General features: G+C 45.2%; 17 protein-coding genes and 2 riboswitches. Of the genes, 5 read left to right on the plus strand and 12 right to left on the minus strand.

All coding sequences use genetic code 11. From position 1 onward, the window contains the following. Positions 1 to 163: 163 nt before the first annotated feature. Complete coding sequence (locus tag A3773_RS15545; protein WP_231902225.1) at positions 164 to 1,228, minus strand: TAXI family TRAP transporter solute-binding subunit; 1,065 nt, start codon at positions 1,226 to 1,228, stop codon at positions 164 to 166. A 130-nt stretch (positions 1,229 to 1,358) separates the two neighbouring features. On the opposite strand from A3773_RS15545, the gene pfkA reads away from it, so the two are divergent. Continuing rightward, entirely contained in the window at positions 1,359 to 2,366 is a 1,008-nt protein-coding gene (gene pfkA / locus A3773_RS15550; RefSeq protein ID WP_067987967.1) for a 6-phosphofructokinase, read from the plus strand. 56 nt (positions 2,367 to 2,422) lie between these two features. Continuing rightward, positions 2,423 to 3,667 carry a cell division protein ZapE gene (gene zapE, locus A3773_RS15555; protein ID WP_067987970.1) on the plus strand — a complete coding sequence of 415 codons (1,245 nt, stop codon included), beginning with the start codon at positions 2,423 to 2,425 and terminating at the stop codon, positions 3,665 to 3,667. Here zapE and A3773_RS15560 read toward each other — a convergent pair. After that, entirely contained in the window at positions 3,600 to 4,229 is a 630-nt protein-coding gene (locus A3773_RS15560) for an MBL fold metallo-hydrolase (protein ID WP_197462807.1), read from the minus strand. The two genes, zapE and A3773_RS15560, sit on opposite strands and share 68 nt — an antisense overlap. Positions 4,230 to 4,460: 231 nt before the next feature. On the opposite strand from A3773_RS15560, the gene A3773_RS15565 reads away from it, so the two are divergent. Together A3773_RS15565 and A3773_RS15570 are read left to right on the plus strand one after the other, a co-directional pair. Further along, positions 4,461 to 4,724 carry a DUF5062 family protein gene (locus A3773_RS15565; protein ID WP_067987977.1) on the plus strand — a complete coding sequence of 88 codons (264 nt, stop codon included), beginning with the start codon at positions 4,461 to 4,463 and terminating at the stop codon, positions 4,722 to 4,724. A gap of 11 nt (positions 4,725 to 4,735) precedes the next feature. Further along, a riboswitch (cyclic di-GMP riboswitch) is annotated at positions 4,736 to 4,809 on the minus strand. Between the two features lie 235 nt (positions 4,810 to 5,044). Then, a complete protein-coding gene (locus A3773_RS15570) occupies positions 5,045 to 5,530 on the plus strand; it encodes a MarR family winged helix-turn-helix transcriptional regulator (RefSeq protein WP_067987980.1) in 486 nt (161 codons plus the stop codon). Here the strand turns inward: A3773_RS15570 and A3773_RS15575 are convergent. From A3773_RS15575 to mutM, 7 genes are all read right to left on the minus strand, one after another. Further along, positions 5,517 to 5,756: a hypothetical protein gene (locus A3773_RS15575; RefSeq protein ID WP_231902226.1), complete on the minus strand. Its 240-nt coding sequence runs from the start codon at positions 5,754 to 5,756 to the stop codon at positions 5,517 to 5,519. The genes A3773_RS15570 and A3773_RS15575 overlap by 14 nt on opposite strands. 77 nt (positions 5,757 to 5,833) lie before the next feature. Further along, positions 5,834 to 7,732 carry a phosphomethylpyrimidine synthase ThiC gene (gene thiC, locus A3773_RS15580; protein WP_067987986.1) on the minus strand — a complete coding sequence of 633 codons (1,899 nt, stop codon included), beginning with the start codon at positions 7,730 to 7,732 and terminating at the stop codon, positions 5,834 to 5,836. A gap of 50 nt (positions 7,733 to 7,782) precedes the next feature. Beyond that, positions 7,783 to 8,598, minus strand: a complete 816-nt coding sequence (thiD, locus tag A3773_RS15585; RefSeq protein WP_067987990.1) for a bifunctional hydroxymethylpyrimidine kinase/phosphomethylpyrimidine kinase — start codon at positions 8,596 to 8,598, stop codon at positions 7,783 to 7,785. Between the two features lie 53 nt (positions 8,599 to 8,651). Continuing rightward, a riboswitch (TPP riboswitch) is annotated at positions 8,652 to 8,743 on the minus strand. A gap of 678 nt (positions 8,744 to 9,421) precedes the next feature. After that, complete coding sequence (locus A3773_RS15590; RefSeq protein WP_067987993.1) at positions 9,422 to 10,465, minus strand: MJ1255/VC2487 family glycosyltransferase; 1,044 nt, start codon at positions 10,463 to 10,465, stop codon at positions 9,422 to 9,424. 3 nt (positions 10,466 to 10,468) lie between these two features. Beyond that, positions 10,469 to 11,005: a phosphatase PAP2 family protein gene (locus A3773_RS15595; protein WP_156473555.1), complete on the minus strand. Its 537-nt coding sequence runs from the start codon at positions 11,003 to 11,005 to the stop codon at positions 10,469 to 10,471. Positions 11,006 to 11,105: 100 nt separating this feature from the next. After that, positions 11,106 to 12,038 (minus strand): alpha/beta fold hydrolase, encoded by a 933-nt coding sequence (locus A3773_RS15600; protein ID WP_067987996.1) that lies wholly within the window; start codon positions 12,036 to 12,038, stop codon positions 11,106 to 11,108. Between the two features lie 5 nt (positions 12,039 to 12,043). Further along, complete coding sequence (mutM, locus tag A3773_RS15605) at positions 12,044 to 12,856, minus strand: bifunctional DNA-formamidopyrimidine glycosylase/DNA-(apurinic or apyrimidinic site) lyase (protein ID WP_067988000.1); 813 nt, start codon at positions 12,854 to 12,856, stop codon at positions 12,044 to 12,046. A gap of 161 nt (positions 12,857 to 13,017) precedes the next feature. Between mutM and A3773_RS15610 the strand changes: the two genes are divergently transcribed. Beyond that, positions 13,018 to 14,604: a cation:proton antiporter domain-containing protein gene (locus A3773_RS15610; protein ID WP_067988003.1), complete on the plus strand. Its 1,587-nt coding sequence runs from the start codon at positions 13,018 to 13,020 to the stop codon at positions 14,602 to 14,604. A 71-nt stretch (positions 14,605 to 14,675) separates the two neighbouring features. On the opposite strand, the gene rpmG is transcribed toward A3773_RS15610, so the two are convergent. From rpmG to radC, 3 genes are all read right to left on the minus strand, one after another. Then, positions 14,676 to 14,843 carry a 50S ribosomal protein L33 gene (gene rpmG / locus A3773_RS15615; RefSeq protein ID WP_067988006.1) on the minus strand — a complete coding sequence of 56 codons (168 nt, stop codon included), beginning with the start codon at positions 14,841 to 14,843 and terminating at the stop codon, positions 14,676 to 14,678. Positions 14,844 to 14,854: 11 nt separating this feature from the next. Then, positions 14,855 to 15,091: a 50S ribosomal protein L28 gene (rpmB, locus tag A3773_RS15620; protein ID WP_067869297.1), complete on the minus strand. Its 237-nt coding sequence runs from the start codon at positions 15,089 to 15,091 to the stop codon at positions 14,855 to 14,857. A gap of 249 nt (positions 15,092 to 15,340) precedes the next feature. Further along, a complete protein-coding gene (gene radC / locus A3773_RS15625; RefSeq protein WP_067988009.1) occupies positions 15,341 to 16,015 on the minus strand; it encodes a RadC family protein in 675 nt (224 codons plus the stop codon). Positions 16,016 to 16,068 lie beyond the last annotated feature (53 nt).

The raw sequence follows: 16,068 nt of genomic DNA on the forward strand, positions 1-16,068 counted from the left end.
CATTCAGCGCCGCTTTGCGGGCCTCCCTAAGCAAGGACGGCGAATTATAGACACTTCCTAAACAACGTCAACAGCCAAAACTAAAAAACTGCAAAATAAAGGAAGAAAAGTGAGATTAAAGGGTTACTCCGTGCTTTTTGGTTAAAGCGTAAACAATAAGGCTCTATTTTAGCAGCCCCACTTCTTTATAGTACTTAACGGCGCCCGCATGAAAGGGGGCCGACAGGCTATCTGCAACCATTTGCTGTTTAGTTAGACGCGCAAAAACAGGATGCGATCGTTTAAATTCGTCAAAATGCTCAAACACCGATCTAACCACCTGATAAATGACAGTGTCTGAAACATGCGCTGAAGAGATAAGCGTAGCACCTACACCAAATGTCGCCACTTCTCGCTTATTGCCTTGATACATTCCCCCAGGAATAGAAGCAAAACGGTAATAGCTGTGACTATTAATCAACTGATCCACCTCATCCCCTGTCACATCCACTATTACACTACGACATGAGGTAGTCGCTTCCTTAATTGCACCACTCGGATGGCCAACAATATAAACCATGACATCGATCTGGTCATTGCATAACGCTGTCGCTTGATTTGAGGCACTCATTTCAAAAACACGAGAGAAATCATCCTCTGTCCAGCCCTTAGCCTTCATCAACATTTTCATCGTTGCATACTGCCCCGACCCTGGATTCCCAAGATTAACTCGTTTACCTTTAATATCATCAATACTGCGGATACCACTATCTTCACGCGCAACGACGGTAAACGCTTCCGTATGCATCGAAAACACTGTGCGCAAATCCGAGTTAGCCGCAACATCGAGTAATTGCCCCGACCCTTTATAGGCATGGTACTCCCAATCGGACTGCGTAATGCCTAAATCAAGTTCTTGAGCACCCAAGGCGTCCAAGTTATAGAGGGAGCCACTGGTGGATTCAACCGCACAACGAATACCGTGTGTTGAGCGTTCCTTATTCACTAAACGACACAACGCTCTACCCGCTGGATAATAAACCCCGGTTACACCGCCACTACCAAGAGTGATCGACTCAGCAGCGGCCACATCAACAGCCATGCCTGAAAAAAGCACAACCCACAGTCCTAGATTTATAAAAAAACGCGAATAGAACACAACTAAAAACTCCTGAGAGAGAACCAACGGGAGCACAATCCAGCTTTGCCCCACTAAGCATGAGAAGCACCCCATCATACCTCTTCCCATGCCGCCGAATTAATCCATATTAATACAGACGTCTTACAGCGCAGGCAAACTATAGTTTACAAATAGATTTGCCCTTATCGACAAGGGCAATTAAAGTTTAAAAAGAGATAAACCCTTTATTGAGGTTCACATGTATAAGATCCCCTCTCTACCCTCAAGCGATAAAAAACCTCGGGCGATTGCAATATTAACCAGCGGAGGAGACTCCCCTGGGATGAATCCCGCCATTCGAGGCGTTGTGCGTGCGGCATTACATAAGGGGATCAAAGTTTATGGCGTCACTAAGGGTTACAGCGGCTTAATCATCGGCGATATGACCGAAATGAATTCGGCATCAGTGACAAATATCGTTCAACGGGGGGGCACATTATTAAAAAGCGACCGCTGCTTAGCCTTTAAGGACCCAGCGGTTCGCCACCAAGCAGCGATGGTCTTAAAAGAAAAAGATATCGATGCGTTAATCGTTATTGGTGGAGATGGCTCACTGACTGGCGCGCACCTACTCACTCAAGAAAACAATATTAATGTGATCGGCCTACCGGGCACCATCGACAACGACATTTACGGGACTGATGATACGATAGGTTTTGATACAGCAGTCAATACCGCCCTAGATGCCATTGATAAAATACGTGATACCGCCCTGTCGCATGAAAGTCTATTCCTAGTCGAGGTTATGGGGCGAAACTCCGGCTTTATCGCGACACACGTAGGCATAGCTTGCGGCGCAGAGATGGTTGTCGTTCCTGAATATGAAACCAAAGCAGAAACCATATGCTTCCAATTGGCGAATAATCGTTTATTAGGCAAAGGCGCGAGCGGCATCATTGTGGTTGCCGAAGGACAAACACCCGGTTTAACAACCCACCTAGCTAACGTATTAGCTCAACATCAACTAGAGGCAAAAGTCTGCATTTTAGGACATATACAACGGGGAGGCAGTCCATCAGGTCATGACCGTGTCCTAGCATCCTGCTTAGGGGCGGCCGCCGTTGATTATTTATGTGCCGGTTATAATGACGTCATGATTGGGGTACGTGATAGCATTATCACCGACACCCCATTAAAGCAGGTGATTGAGAAGAACAAGAAGCTTGATGATGCGTTTTTCCAACTCGCACTACTCCTGCATAAATAATTTTAAGATGTAGATGATTAGCGCTCCTTACCATCTCAACCCATAAGCTGCTTCCTATGACACTTGTTATCCACTCTATCGAACAACAGTACCAACACCTTTCGAAGCGAGCTCAACTGACTCCCGACCCAGCACAAGTCGAGATCGTTCAGCGTTTACAGCAATGTTTAGATCAACTCCAGCAACGGGAATACACACATAAAAGGAAATGGCTCACCACCTGGTTAAAACAGCCTATATCTGTACCGGGGGTTTACATTTGGGGACCTGTAGGGCGAGGAAAAACCATGCTAATGGATCTATTCTGCCAATGCTTAGCGCCAGAGAAACACATTAGACTCCACTTTCATCGATTTATGGTGATGATCCACCAGCAACTTTTTATTCACGCAGGCGAGCCCGACCCACTCACCTACATTGCCAGCGAACTCAGCCGCAAATACAGTGTTATATGCTTCGACGAATTTTTTATATCCGATATCGGTGATGCGATGCTACTCGGGCGACTGTATCGTGCACTGTTTGCACAAGGGGTGGTTATCATTAGCACCTCCAATACAGAGCCTGAACAACTGTATGCGGATGGTCTACATCGAGATCGTTTTTTACCATCAATTGAAATGATCAAACACGCTATGCATATCATCCCCTTAGATAACGGCAACGACCATCGCCTCAGGGATCTCCCACCAAGCCAAGCTTATTTTGTACAGGATAATAACGCTCTACAAAAAATATATACCCGCCTAACTCGCCACTACAGCGACCAAATAACTAAACCCGTGACACTGTGTAAACGCAAGATAAATTGCATAGCCCGAAGCGAAGATGTTATTTGGTTTGAATTTTCGGATCTCTGTGAAGGACCTAGATCAGCAAGGGACTATATTGAGCTCGCCTCAACTTATGCACATGTCTGCTTAAGCAATGTACCGCGTTTTCAAGGCCAGAGCCGAGAGCAGATCAAAGCACGGGGGACTGAAGATAGCGTCGGCGCATTCAACACCACAGGTCTACGCCAAGTTGTACAAAACAACCATGACGATCCAGCAAGACGTTTCATCAGCCTGATAGACGAGCTGTACGACTGTCGCGTTAACCTATACATCAACGCCGAAGATATAGCAGAACAACTCTATAAGGGCGAGCTGTTAAAAGAACCGTTTAAACGGACACTCAGCCGCTTACATGAGATGTCCTCAGCCGACTATCAGACCACACCGCCCGACTCCCTTAACGAACGTAAGGATTACTCGTCATCTCAACACCCAATGTCGAGCCTGGACCATGACCCGGTATAAACGTGACCGACTCACCTAAAGGAAACAGCTTGTTTTTAATCGAGTCGATCAACTCTTGATGATTACCCTGCGGAAAATCTGTGCGGCCTATAGAGCCATGAAATAACACATCCCCAACCAACGCCATCTGGTCGTCTTCATTATAAAACACCACATGCCCAGGCGTATGCCCAGGACAGTGAACGACCTTAAACACACCCTCACCCACACTAACCTCATCGTCATCATCTAACCAACGGGTAGGCGTAAACGTATCGCACGGCGGAAAGTTAAACATTGAGCATTGCTGCGACATACCCTCGATCCAAAACAGGTCACCGCGGTGAGGGCCCTCAATCGGTAGATGGTAATTAGTCGACAGTTCAGCCGTACCACCAGCATGATCAATATGTGCATGGGTAAGCATGATTTTTTCCAATACCACCCCTTCCTCTTCAACCGCCGCCAAAATTCGATCTAAATCCCCACCAGGGTCAACCACCGCCGCTTTTTTAGTATTTTCACACCAAACAAGGGTGCAGTTTTGTTGAAAAGGCGTCACAGGAATAATACGGTACTTCATACTCATCTCTAGGATAGGGTGCAATAAACCAGCATTATATCAATGGGTGTGGCTTAAAAGGCAAGGTTTAACCTAGACGATTCGGATCTAAACACAAATGATGCTTTACAACGCCAAGAACTACGACGTCTAATACAACCATAGAACATCGTTAATAATTACCACAAAGACTTGTTTTTTATCGATTTTCTATTCAAAGTGAATGCATAAGCATCAAACAGAGCGGCGATTATGAAAAAGCATAAACATGAAGCAGAGTTAGTGAAGGAAGCACTACGCGTTGGCGCTATTTATTTAGAAAAACGTGGTGCTGGCAAATTCGAATCCAGCGACAGCGCCTCAAATAAGATTACAGCAATCTACCGACTTTTAGTGCAAGACGGCCTTATACAGCCACTTGCCAAAGGCCAAGACAATGAGATGCAAATGAAACATAAGCTAGCACTTTGGATGGAACGACAACTCCCAGCAGAGCATCCTTTACGACAGAAATAGTAAACCTCTCTTTCGGTAGCCCAGCCATCCCTTGGGATCTGTGACTTTGCGCCCTAAGATTACTCTTAGTTTGCCGTTATCGAGAGAGGATCTATTCGCTGGAACAAGACTTAACGCACCTTTAAACTTGATTAAAAACCAAATATTCAGATTTCATTAAGCCTCTTACAAGGTTAGCAGAGTTATACAGGTTTACTAAAAAATATTTCAAATGAATCACGCCGAGCGCAATAACCTGATGATAACCTTTGCCATACCTTAGTAATCAATACTAATATTCTAAGATCACTAACAAGTAACACATTAAAGGCCACAATCTAATGAGCGATCCGAACCTAGACACAGCACCCCGTAATCGAACCGACTTTTTAGAGTGCCTACGCCTAATCGAACGCTTACATCGACGAATCCTCGACCTCTTAAAGTTCAGACTTGAAGCGTTGGGCTATGCTGATATCAATAGTGTACAAGCCCTTCTACTGCACAACATTGCCGATCGCGAGATGACCGCAGGCGAGCTACGCACACGGGGTTACTATTTAGGCTCAAATGTCTCATACAATTTAAAAAAGATGGTCAGTAACGGATACATAACACAAGAGCGTTCCGAACATGATTTACGCTCAGTGCGTATCAAGCTGAGCACAAAAGGGTTAACCATTCACGCCTTAATCTCTGAGCTATTCGATCAACAGCTAGAATTAATTAATGCCGAACAGGTATTGGAGGGAGGCGATTTTAATCCACTACGCGAACAGCTCCGTCATTTAGAGACCTTTTGGGATCAACAAATCAGTTGCTATTAGCTCGCTTCTTCTCATTCTGGGCCTGACGATACTGCTCATCAAGTTGCCCATATTGACGTTGATAAGCGTCAGGGTCAGAGCGCCACAACCGATAAAGCTTACGATCATTTGACGCTAAAGGTGGTGGCACCTCCTTTCTACGACGAAAGGCATTCAACGTCACTATGCCGAATGCAAACACAATCATAGATCCGACGGCGATATAACTTACCCATTCATCTGACACATTACTCTCCACAAAACACGGACAACATGGCACAAAAAAGCCGCTATATAAGCGGCTTTTTACATAGCCCTAGATAACTATATCTTATGATAGATCTCAGCGCCTGAATCTTTAAATTCAGCTGATTTCTCTTGCATCCCCTGCTCCGCTTGCGCATTAATAGCTGCCACTTGCTCAGCATCTAGCTCGCGAACCTCTTGAGAGATCTTCATAGAACAGAATTTGGGCCCACACATTGAACAGAAATGAGCGACTTTAGCCGACTCTTTAGGCAATGTTTCATCGTGGTAAGCACGCGCAGTATCAGGATCAAGACCAATATTAAACTGATCTTCCCAACGAAATTCAAAACGCGCTTTGGACATCGCGTTATCGCGAATCTGAGCACCCGGATGACCTTTTGCCAAATCAGCAGCATGCGCCGCAATTTTATACGTGATAATACCTTCTTTCACGTCATCCTTATTTGGCAAACCTAAATGCTCTTTTGGCGTAACATAGCAAAGCATCGCACAGCCGTACCAACCAATCATCGCCGCACCAATGCCCGACGTAATATGGTCATAGCCTGGCGCAATATCAGTCGTCAACGGGCCTAATGTATAGAACGGCGCTTCATGACACTCAGTTAGCTGCTTATCCATATTCTCTTTGATCATGTGCATAGGAACATGACCCGGTCCTTCGATCATCACCTGAACATCATGCTTCCAAGCAATCTTAGTCAACTCGCCTAAGGTTTCCAGCTCTGCGAACTGGGCCTCATCATTCGCATCATAAACCGAGCCTGGACGCAGACCATCGCCTAATGAGAAAGAAACATCATAAGCCTTACAGATCTCACAGATATCTTCGAAGTGAGTGTAAAGGAAGTTTTCTTGATGGTGAGCTAAACACCATTTCGCCATGATAGAACCACCACGGGAAACAATACCGGTCATACGTTTAGCCGTCATCGGTACATAGCGCAGCAATACACCCGCATGAATTGTGAAATAATCCACACCCTGCTCAGCCTGCTCAATCAATGTATCCTTGAACACTTCCCAATCTAGATCTTCAGCAACACCATTTACTTTCTCTAGTGCCTGATAAATAGGTACTGTACCAATAGGCACTGGGGAGTTACGCATGATCCATTCGCGGGTCTCATGGATATTTTTCCCGGTTGAAAGATCCATGATGGTATCCGCACCCCAGCGTGTACCCCATGTCATTTTTTCAACTTCCTCTTCGATCGAAGAGCTGACCGCAGAGTTACCAATATTGCCATTAATTTTAACCAAGAAGTTACGACCGATAATCATCGGCTCCACTTCAGGGTGGTTAATATTCGCAGGAATAATTGCACGCCCCTCAGCCACCTCTTGACGAACAAATTCCGGCGTAATTTCATCGGGTAAGTTCGCACCGAAATTAAAACCAGGATGCTGTTCAGCAACAATATTGCCGTCCGCCCGTGCTTTCGCTAACTTCATATTTTCGCGAATCGCGATATATTCCATTTCAGGCGTAACAATACCTTGGCGTGCGTAATGCAGCTGGGTAACATTTTTACCCTCTTGAGCACGTAACGGCTTACGCGTTAGCTCAAAACGCAATTCATCTAAACGCAGATCGGCAGCTCGCACACGGCCATACTGAGAGGTCAGCTTATCAAGCTCACACGTATCCCCTCTTTCTAAAATCCACTGCTCTCGAACAGGCGCCAACCCTTTACGTACATCAATGACGACATCCGGGTCGGTATACGGACCTGAAGTGTCATATACATATAGCGGATCATTTTTCTCACCGCCCATATCCGTTGGCGTATCGTCCAACGTGATTTCACGCATAGGAACACGAATATCAGGCCGTGAACCTTCGACATAAACCTTTTTAGATTTAGGAAATGGCTGAACCGAATCGCGGTCAACCTGTGCCGTCTGGCTCAATGCCAGACCATGCTGTTCTGCTTGTTTATTATCGTCCATCGTCCAACCTATCATTATTGTTTTTTTCACAGCACAGAGTAGCGCCATTGCTACCAGATATTGTGGAAATGATTAACGGGGCCATGGCCTGCACCCACGTTTAACTGATCAGCCGCTTTAATCGCCGCTGTAATATATTCTTTTGCCTTACCCACCGCCTCAGCAATAGGGAGGCCTTGCGCTAAATAAGCGGTAACCGCCGACGCTAATGTGCAACCGGTACCATGGGTGTTTTCAGCCACAATCCGAGTACTCGGAAACTCCGTCAACCTAGTGCCATCAAATAAAATATCTGGAGAATAGCCACCATTCAGGTGCCCACCCTTCAGTAATACATTTTGCACACCTAACGCATGGAGCCTTAACGCCATTTCCCTCATACCCGCCACTGAGTCAGGCTCATCTTCACCCAGTAACGCAGCCGCTTCAGGCAAGTTTGGTGTAATCACATACGTTAACGGCATTAGCTTATCGATGAGCACAGCAACCGCATCAGGCGACAGCAACGCATTACCGCTTTTAGAGATCATCACTGGATCAACCACCAGCTTAAGCGTATCAACACCCGATAAAAATGCGACAACAGCTTCAACCATATCGGCGCTGCCCAACATACCAGTTTTGACGACAGCAATATCAATATCAGAAAATACCGTCTCCAGCTGCAGAGTTACAAAATCGGGTGTCACTGGATAAATACCGGCCACTGTTTTTGTATTCTGAGCGGTTAATGCCGTTATCACTGATGCGCCATAAACCCCGAGCGCTGAAAATGTTTTAAGGTCTGCCTGAATGCCCGCACCACCGCCGGAATCAGACCCTGCGATAGTCAATACATTAGGTGTTTTAAAAGAGTTATCAGACATGACTAACCTCGATACGTACGCGGAGGTCAGCAAAATGGTCAACTTGAAATGTGCTTATCAACATCTGGATTTCCTACGCCGGAACAAACCGGATCAGGTTCAACGGGTATAGTCTCAGCCCCCAAGGGCACCCCGACCAAAAAACAGCCATTAGTTTAATTATCCCCTCACCCTATGTCCAGTCAGTAAACCAAAACCTAACAAAAAGTAGCGATAAACAAGATAAAAACGCATAAACCTAGGTAAAAATCTAAAATGTAGAATTTTTCTTATTTTTTTATCCCATAAAACAACCATAATTAATCACATGGAACGCCAGTACAGGGATAGCACCAAATGGATGACCCCGTTAAGCGGAATGACGGCAGGCAGCACTCAGGGAGATGCCTTCGGGCTCCGCAGGGAAAAGGGATACCAATATATAAGGGCGACTCAACGGATTGAAGCGCTCTTTTTGTACCTTCGATCTTGTACAAGATCAGCTTAAAGACAAAATTAGGAATTTTTCTTATATCTATACGCTCGGTAAACGGCATAATTGAATACGTGGATCTCCTGTTCATGGAACGAATACGAAGGACGGCCTCGAGAAGCGGAATGGATGGCAATGATGCCCTAGGATTTTTTGCCGCAAGGATTATGGAAGCCAATAAAGGGGATGCCTCAAGGAGTGAAGCATCCCTTTTACCTTTATTACATCTTATCTATATCAACGGTTATGCTCTTTAACCGCTCAATCCCCATTGAAGCCATACACACAGATCGTGTAGCGACAGACAACTAAGCTGCAAAGACATCCCGTTAAACATCTACTAAGATTTGATTACCCGCCAGAAACGCTGGGCCTACAGGTACGACTCCAGGCATCATCAACAACTGACTGCACGGTACGATTACAACCCGCCGCTATCCATTCCGCTAACACTGTTGCTAAGTCTGGAAATAGCTGAGGCTCAGGCATAGGCAACGCCAGCCACTGTGCCACCCGCTCAGAATAAAGATCATGAATAACCGTGCCCAAGCCTAAATGCTCAAGCACTTCCGCATTAGATTCCTGCTCAGCCTGCCCCAGCTGCGGTAACGTTAAAATCTTCTTACCGTACTGTATAGCCTCACTCAGCAAGCCAAACCCAGAATTACAAATAACACCGGCACAATCCGATAAGTCACGATGAAAACCTTCACGCGCAAATGGCCGAAAATGCACATTACCGTCATCTAACGCCTGATCAACCGGTGCATACACAAAAAAATCGTATGCACTATGCACCGCTAACGCCCGTTTAATCATCTCCACATTGTCATGGGGCAGGTAGACAACAACCTTATTTGCGCACTTAGCGGGGGGAAATAGCGGCGGTTGAATCAAAGGGGGACAGATCGCCTGATTAAAATGATGCCAATGAATACCGACCGCAATTTTAGCGGGCGCGAAACATTTAATTTGATGCCTAAAGAAAAAACCTGACTTTGAGTCAGGTAGTTGATGCAAAAAAGCATATTGATGGGCAATACCTATACTCGGCACACCTTTAAGCTTGGCGGCCCATGCGGTCACCGGCTCAAAATCAGTAATAACAAGGTCGTAGTCATCTAAATTGAGCGCTAAAATATCTTGCACCAACCTTAGCGGGTTATTACCGGTCAACGTCTTCCACTTATCGACCTTACTCCCCTCCATATAGAAGGTTAAGCCCCGTTTACACTGATACTCGCCAAAAGGCTCCATATTAAAGAAGCCATCAGGCGCTCGCCCACTAAAAAGGTAGTCAACCTCTACACCGGCTTTTGCTAACGCAGGGGCCATTACCCGTGCACGCGTAATATGACCATTACCTGTCGCCTGAACACCATAAAGTACTTTCATCAGCTAAAGCACAATCAACACAGGCAAAAAGCTTAACGCGAAGGTCGCGCTACAAAGGCCTAACACGCCACCCGCTACAATATCAGACGGGTAATGAACACCTAAAAGTATCCGAGAAACCCCGACCATCAAGGCGCAACTATAAGCAAACTCAGCGTATGCAGGGTAAAAATGGGCAATTAATACCGCAAATACAAATGCGGCAGCGGAATGCCCTGACGGAAAGCTAAATTTATCAGAAGGGACGATGTAGGCTTCGATTGAAAGCGATTCACACGGGCGATCTCGCTTAATCGTATTTTTTAGCAGTAAATAGAGCGGCAGTTCAATTGAGTAAGCAAATAATCCTGCGATCAGAAAAGCCATTCCTGAAACAGGCTCAAAGATCGCTAGAAAGACACCTAACAGCAGATAAAAACCACCATCACCTAGGCGCGAAATTTGACGACTAATTAACGCCATTTGAGGCGCTTGCGGTAAACCTAAACACCAGTTAAAGGCAAATAGGTCAAACGCGGTAAGAAACTTCATAGCACTCATATTCGGAGGTCTCCAAGTACTCTTGTCATACCCAAAGATAATGAGCAGTCAAGGTGACATTCCGATGAATGAGTATTTACATTTTTATGACAACACTAAGTTAAAGCACAGCCTCTGCCATCTCCTTCATAAACTGCCGCGTAAACCATTGCGCAGCCATCTCAACAACGATCTTAGGCTTCATTAAAGGCACCATATGCCCTTCATTATCCATAACCAACAACTCTAAAGGCTGGTCGCAATAACTCATTACTCGACGGGAATAGCTCAATGGCAACACTTCATCTTGATCGCCATGCAAAATAGCAGCAGAAAAATCAAACTCACGATTAACGATGTCACACCGGTAATTAAACAGGCTCGACAACGTTCGAAGGGGGTAGTCAAAAACAATTAACGGGTCTTGGTTAATCTCTTGCGCGACAGGGTGTCCCTTAAGCAACTGCTCAAAATCTACAAACGTTTTCAAAGGCACTTTATACCCCGGCATCATAAGCGACGATGCCCATGTCCAATTCCAGCCCATGCGATAGCCCATATCAGGCGCCACATCAGGGACCAGCAACGTGCCACATAAAACGGCACTTAATCGATCATCCTTTTCTGCTGCAGCCATCGCTAATAAAGCACCGATGGAGTAGCCATAAATACCAAAAGGCCCGTCAAAGCGCTGTTCAAGTACATCTAATACATCCGAGACCGCTTCACACATCTGCTCAACCGTGTAATCGCCTCGCGTACCTGCAGAGTAGCCATGGCCTAGCGGGTCGATACCCACAACATTAAAGCCTTTCTTTGACAACTCAGCCAGCAACTCAGCATACAATTCACAGTAGGTGCCGATACCGGGTAAAAATAAGATAGTGGGGGCTTCTGGGCCGTATTCATACAACTCACAATGAACAGCCTTCTCACCTACACAAAAAGCAGTCCGCTCTTTCAGGTAAGATTCAACATTGAGCTTTTCGCGCAAATTAGCACGAAAAGCACTACTTTCTTGGGATAAAACGGGGGGTCTAATCTGTACAGTCATAAATATTATCTCTGGCAATGCTTACAAAAAACGGTAGAGCGTTGCCCTAATCGCACTTCAGTCAAAGGAGTTAAACAGTTAACACAAGGCTCTCCTTTACGGCCATATGCATGTAGCTTCTGTTGAAAGTAACCGGGTTTACCATCACTACCGACAAAATCTTTCAACGTAGTGCCTCCCTGCTTTATCGCGGCGGCAAGTACATCTTTAATGGCATCAACCAATATAAGAAGCCGCGCTTTGGAAATATTCCCTGCTGACCTTCGTGGATCTATTCCACTAATAAATAGCGCTTCTGTAGCATAAATGTTACCAACACCCACGACGACTTTACTATCCATAATTAACGATTTAATAGCCGTCTTTTTACTGGCACAACAACCCACTAAATAATCGACATTAAACGATTCACTCAGTGGTTCAGGCCCCAGCTTATAAAGTAACGCGTGATGTTCGCCTTCTGGCTGCCACAAAACAGAGCCAAATCGGCGAGGGTCGGTCAATCTAAGAATATGATCATTGGAAAAACAAAAATCCACATGATCATGCTTTTGAGGTTCAATGCCCTCATCAACAATCCGTAGGCTTCCAGACATCCCCAAATGGAGCATGACCTGGCCACCTTCAAAACAAACTAAAATGTACTTCCCCCGACGATAAACATCTAACACCCGTTTACCTTCTATTCTTTCTGCAAGAAAATCAGGAATGGGCCATCTTAAATTCGGGTTTCGTACTTTCAATTTAGTCAACGTCTCGCCCTTAATATGGGGGCTTATACCGCGACAGGTGGTTTCTACTTCAGGTAATTCTGGCATCGATGTAACTAATTACACTCATCATATCAAGAAAAGTCTCTACCAGATTAACACAAAACAAAGAATTAAGTGCTAAAAGCCAATCCACAGCGCAAAATCAGCGTGTTAAACTTCACCCCTTTACTATATAAAGCTAATTTATCAGGCAGCCTCAATAGCTTATGGATTTTATCTGGATACTCTTTGCATTTGTTTGTGGTTACACGCTACGTTTAATCGAAATGCCACCGCTTATTGGTTATCTTTTTGCGGGTTTTTTCCTTAATTTCATCGGCATAGAGCCCATTGATAGCTTAGACAGCTTGGCTGATCTAGGTATCACTTTGATGCTTTTCACTATAGGCCTAAAGCTAAATATAAAGGACCTATTAAGGCAAGAGGTCTGGGTAAGCAGCCTGTCACATATGGGGCTATGGACACTATTAGTCGGCTCAATATTATTATTACTGTCGATCATGTCTGTGCCATTCTTTACCGGACTTGACCTTAAATCAGCCGCACTCATCAGCTTTGCACTCAGTTTCAGCAGCACCGTATGCATTGTTAAACTCTTAGAAGAAAATGGAGAGATGCAAACACGACATGGCCAGCTCGCTATCGGCGTGTTAGTTATGCAAGATATTGTTGCCGTTCTATTTTTAGCATTCGCAACGGGTAAAGTGCCGTCAATCTGGGCACTAGGACTATTTGGTTTACTCCTAGTCAGGCCGCTATTGAATCACCTACTTATGCGCGCAGGCCATGGCGAACTCTTACCACTATCGGGATTTTTCTTAGCCCTAGGTGGCTATGAGCTGTTCACCCTCGTTGGGGTCAAAGGCGATTTAGGTGCATTAATTGTCGGCATGTTACTGAGCACACACCCTAAAGCCAGTGAGTTAACAAAATCACTTCTTAGCTTTAAAGACCTATTTCTTATCGGCTTTTTCCTATCCATTGGCTTCACCGCGCTGCCTAGCTGGCCGATGCTTGGCATGGCGCTCGCTCTGGCAGTCCTAATCCCATTCAAGTACTTCATGTTCTTCTTATTATTTACAAAGCTAAATTTACGAGGCAGAACATCCTATCTTTGCGCACTTGCGCTCAGCAACTTCAGTGAATTCGGCCTTATCGTGGCCTACCTTTGCGTCGATAGCGGCTGGTTAAACAAAGAGTGGTTAGTCATCTTGGCCTTAGCTGTATCTATCTCCTTTATATTAACCAGTATTGTATACCGCTCAGCCCACTCCATTTTTGCGCGCTACAAGCAAAACATTAAACGTTATGAGAGCAACACCCCCCTAACAAACGACATATTCATTCAGCCGAAAGACTCCGAAATTCTAGTCATCGGCCTTGGGCGTGTCGGTAAAGGTGCATTTAGAGCGCTGCATAACATTGTAGGCGATAAAGTATGGGGGATGGATGCTGACCGTAACCGCATCAAGAAATTCCAAGAGAGAGGGCTGCACGTATTCTATGGTGATGGTGAAGATGCGGACCTTTGGAGCAACATGAATACCAATGACATCAAACTCATTTTGCTTGCCCTGCCCTCAATTGATGACATCCTCAACATAGCCAGACAGTTGCGGAATGCAAACTATTCAGGTGATATTGCAGCCATCGCCCGCTACCCAGATGAACACGACATCCTCGTGGAGGGTGGCATTGATAATGTATTTAACTTCTATACTGAAGCAGGCCTAGGTTTTGCGGAAGAAAGCCTGCAGATCATTGCCAGCCGACATCACCAAACCTCACCTTAATGCTAAGACCCGAAATTTAAAACAAAAAAAAACCCGATACAAGATCGGATTTTTTTGAAGAACTTAAAATCTTATTTGATTTTGTGTTCTTTATATTCAACGTGTTTACGCACTACTGGATCGTACTTTTTGAACACCATCTTTTCAGGAGTGTTACGTTTGTTCTTATCAGTAGTGTAAAAGTGACCTGTACCGGCAGAAGAAACCAGTTTGATCTTCTCGCGTGAGCCTTTAGCCATGATTCAGTTCCTTATACTTTAATGCCGTTGGCACGAACATCAGCAAGAACTGCGTCGATACCTTTTTTGTCAATGATACGCATACCTTTAGCAGATACACGAATACGAACAAATTTCTGCTCGCTCTCTACCCAAAAACGATGCCAATGCAGGTTTGGAAGAAAACGGCGACGAGTTTTACGCTGTGAGTGGGAAACATTATTCCCTGTAACTGGACGCTTGCCAGTTACCATACAAACTTTAGACATATTAATAGCCTTATAGATTAATGGTTACGTTTCTACCCTTTAAATTTATCAAAATAGCCTTCTGTGGCCTTAAACAGTCAAATAATGGCTATTCAAAACACGTTGGATATATCTGCACTCATCAGATTCCAAGCTATCTCTTAGGCGGAGCGTCCCGTAACTGAACAAACTACCGTACCGGAGTGTGGATAGAAGGTCGCGCATTATACACAAGTAAAACCAACAGCACTAGTCTAAAAGCACTTTTGTTTACAACAACCCTCTTTCTGCAAACGAAACCACCTCTCTATCCCCCACAACCATATGATCGATCACTCGAACATCAATCATATTCAGCGCTTTAACCAAACGTTCCGTTATCTGTTGATCTGCCATGCTCGGCTCTGCGACACCGGAAGGGTGGTTATGCGCAAGCACAACCGCCGCCGCATTATTCGCCAGCGCCCGAGCCACAACCTCACGGGGGTAAACCGCGGCCGCATTGATCGTGCCTAAAAATAGCGTTTCATAATTGATCACTTGATGTTTGTTATCCAAAAACAAGCAGGCGAAAACTTCTCGGGATTGATGACGCAGCTTTAAACTTAAATACTCTCTCACCTGCTGAGGGTTTTCCATTGCATCGCCGCGCTCAATGGATGAACGCAAATGCCGCCGACTCATTTCAAGTACGGCCTGCAGCTGAACATATTTAGCAACACCCAGCCCATGGGCAGCACAAAAAGAGGCTTGCGTACTTTCCAGCAACGCTCGCAGGGACCCAAAATCATTTAAAAGGTCCCGCGCCAAATCAACCGCACTCTTCCCTTTAACCCCCGTCCGCAAAAAAATCGCTAACAGCTCCGCATCAGATAAGGCTGATGCACCTTGATGTAGCAATTTTTCTCGGGGACGCTCAGATAATGGCCAATCCGTAATCGACATAGTTAACTCCCTTTAAATACCATCAATCCTTGATGTTTTTTATTGAAATTAGA

The organism is Neptuniibacter pectenicola (genome assembly GCF_001597735.1).
Classification (GTDB): domain Bacteria; phylum Pseudomonadota; class Gammaproteobacteria; order Pseudomonadales; family Balneatricaceae; genus Neptuniibacter; species Neptuniibacter pectenicola.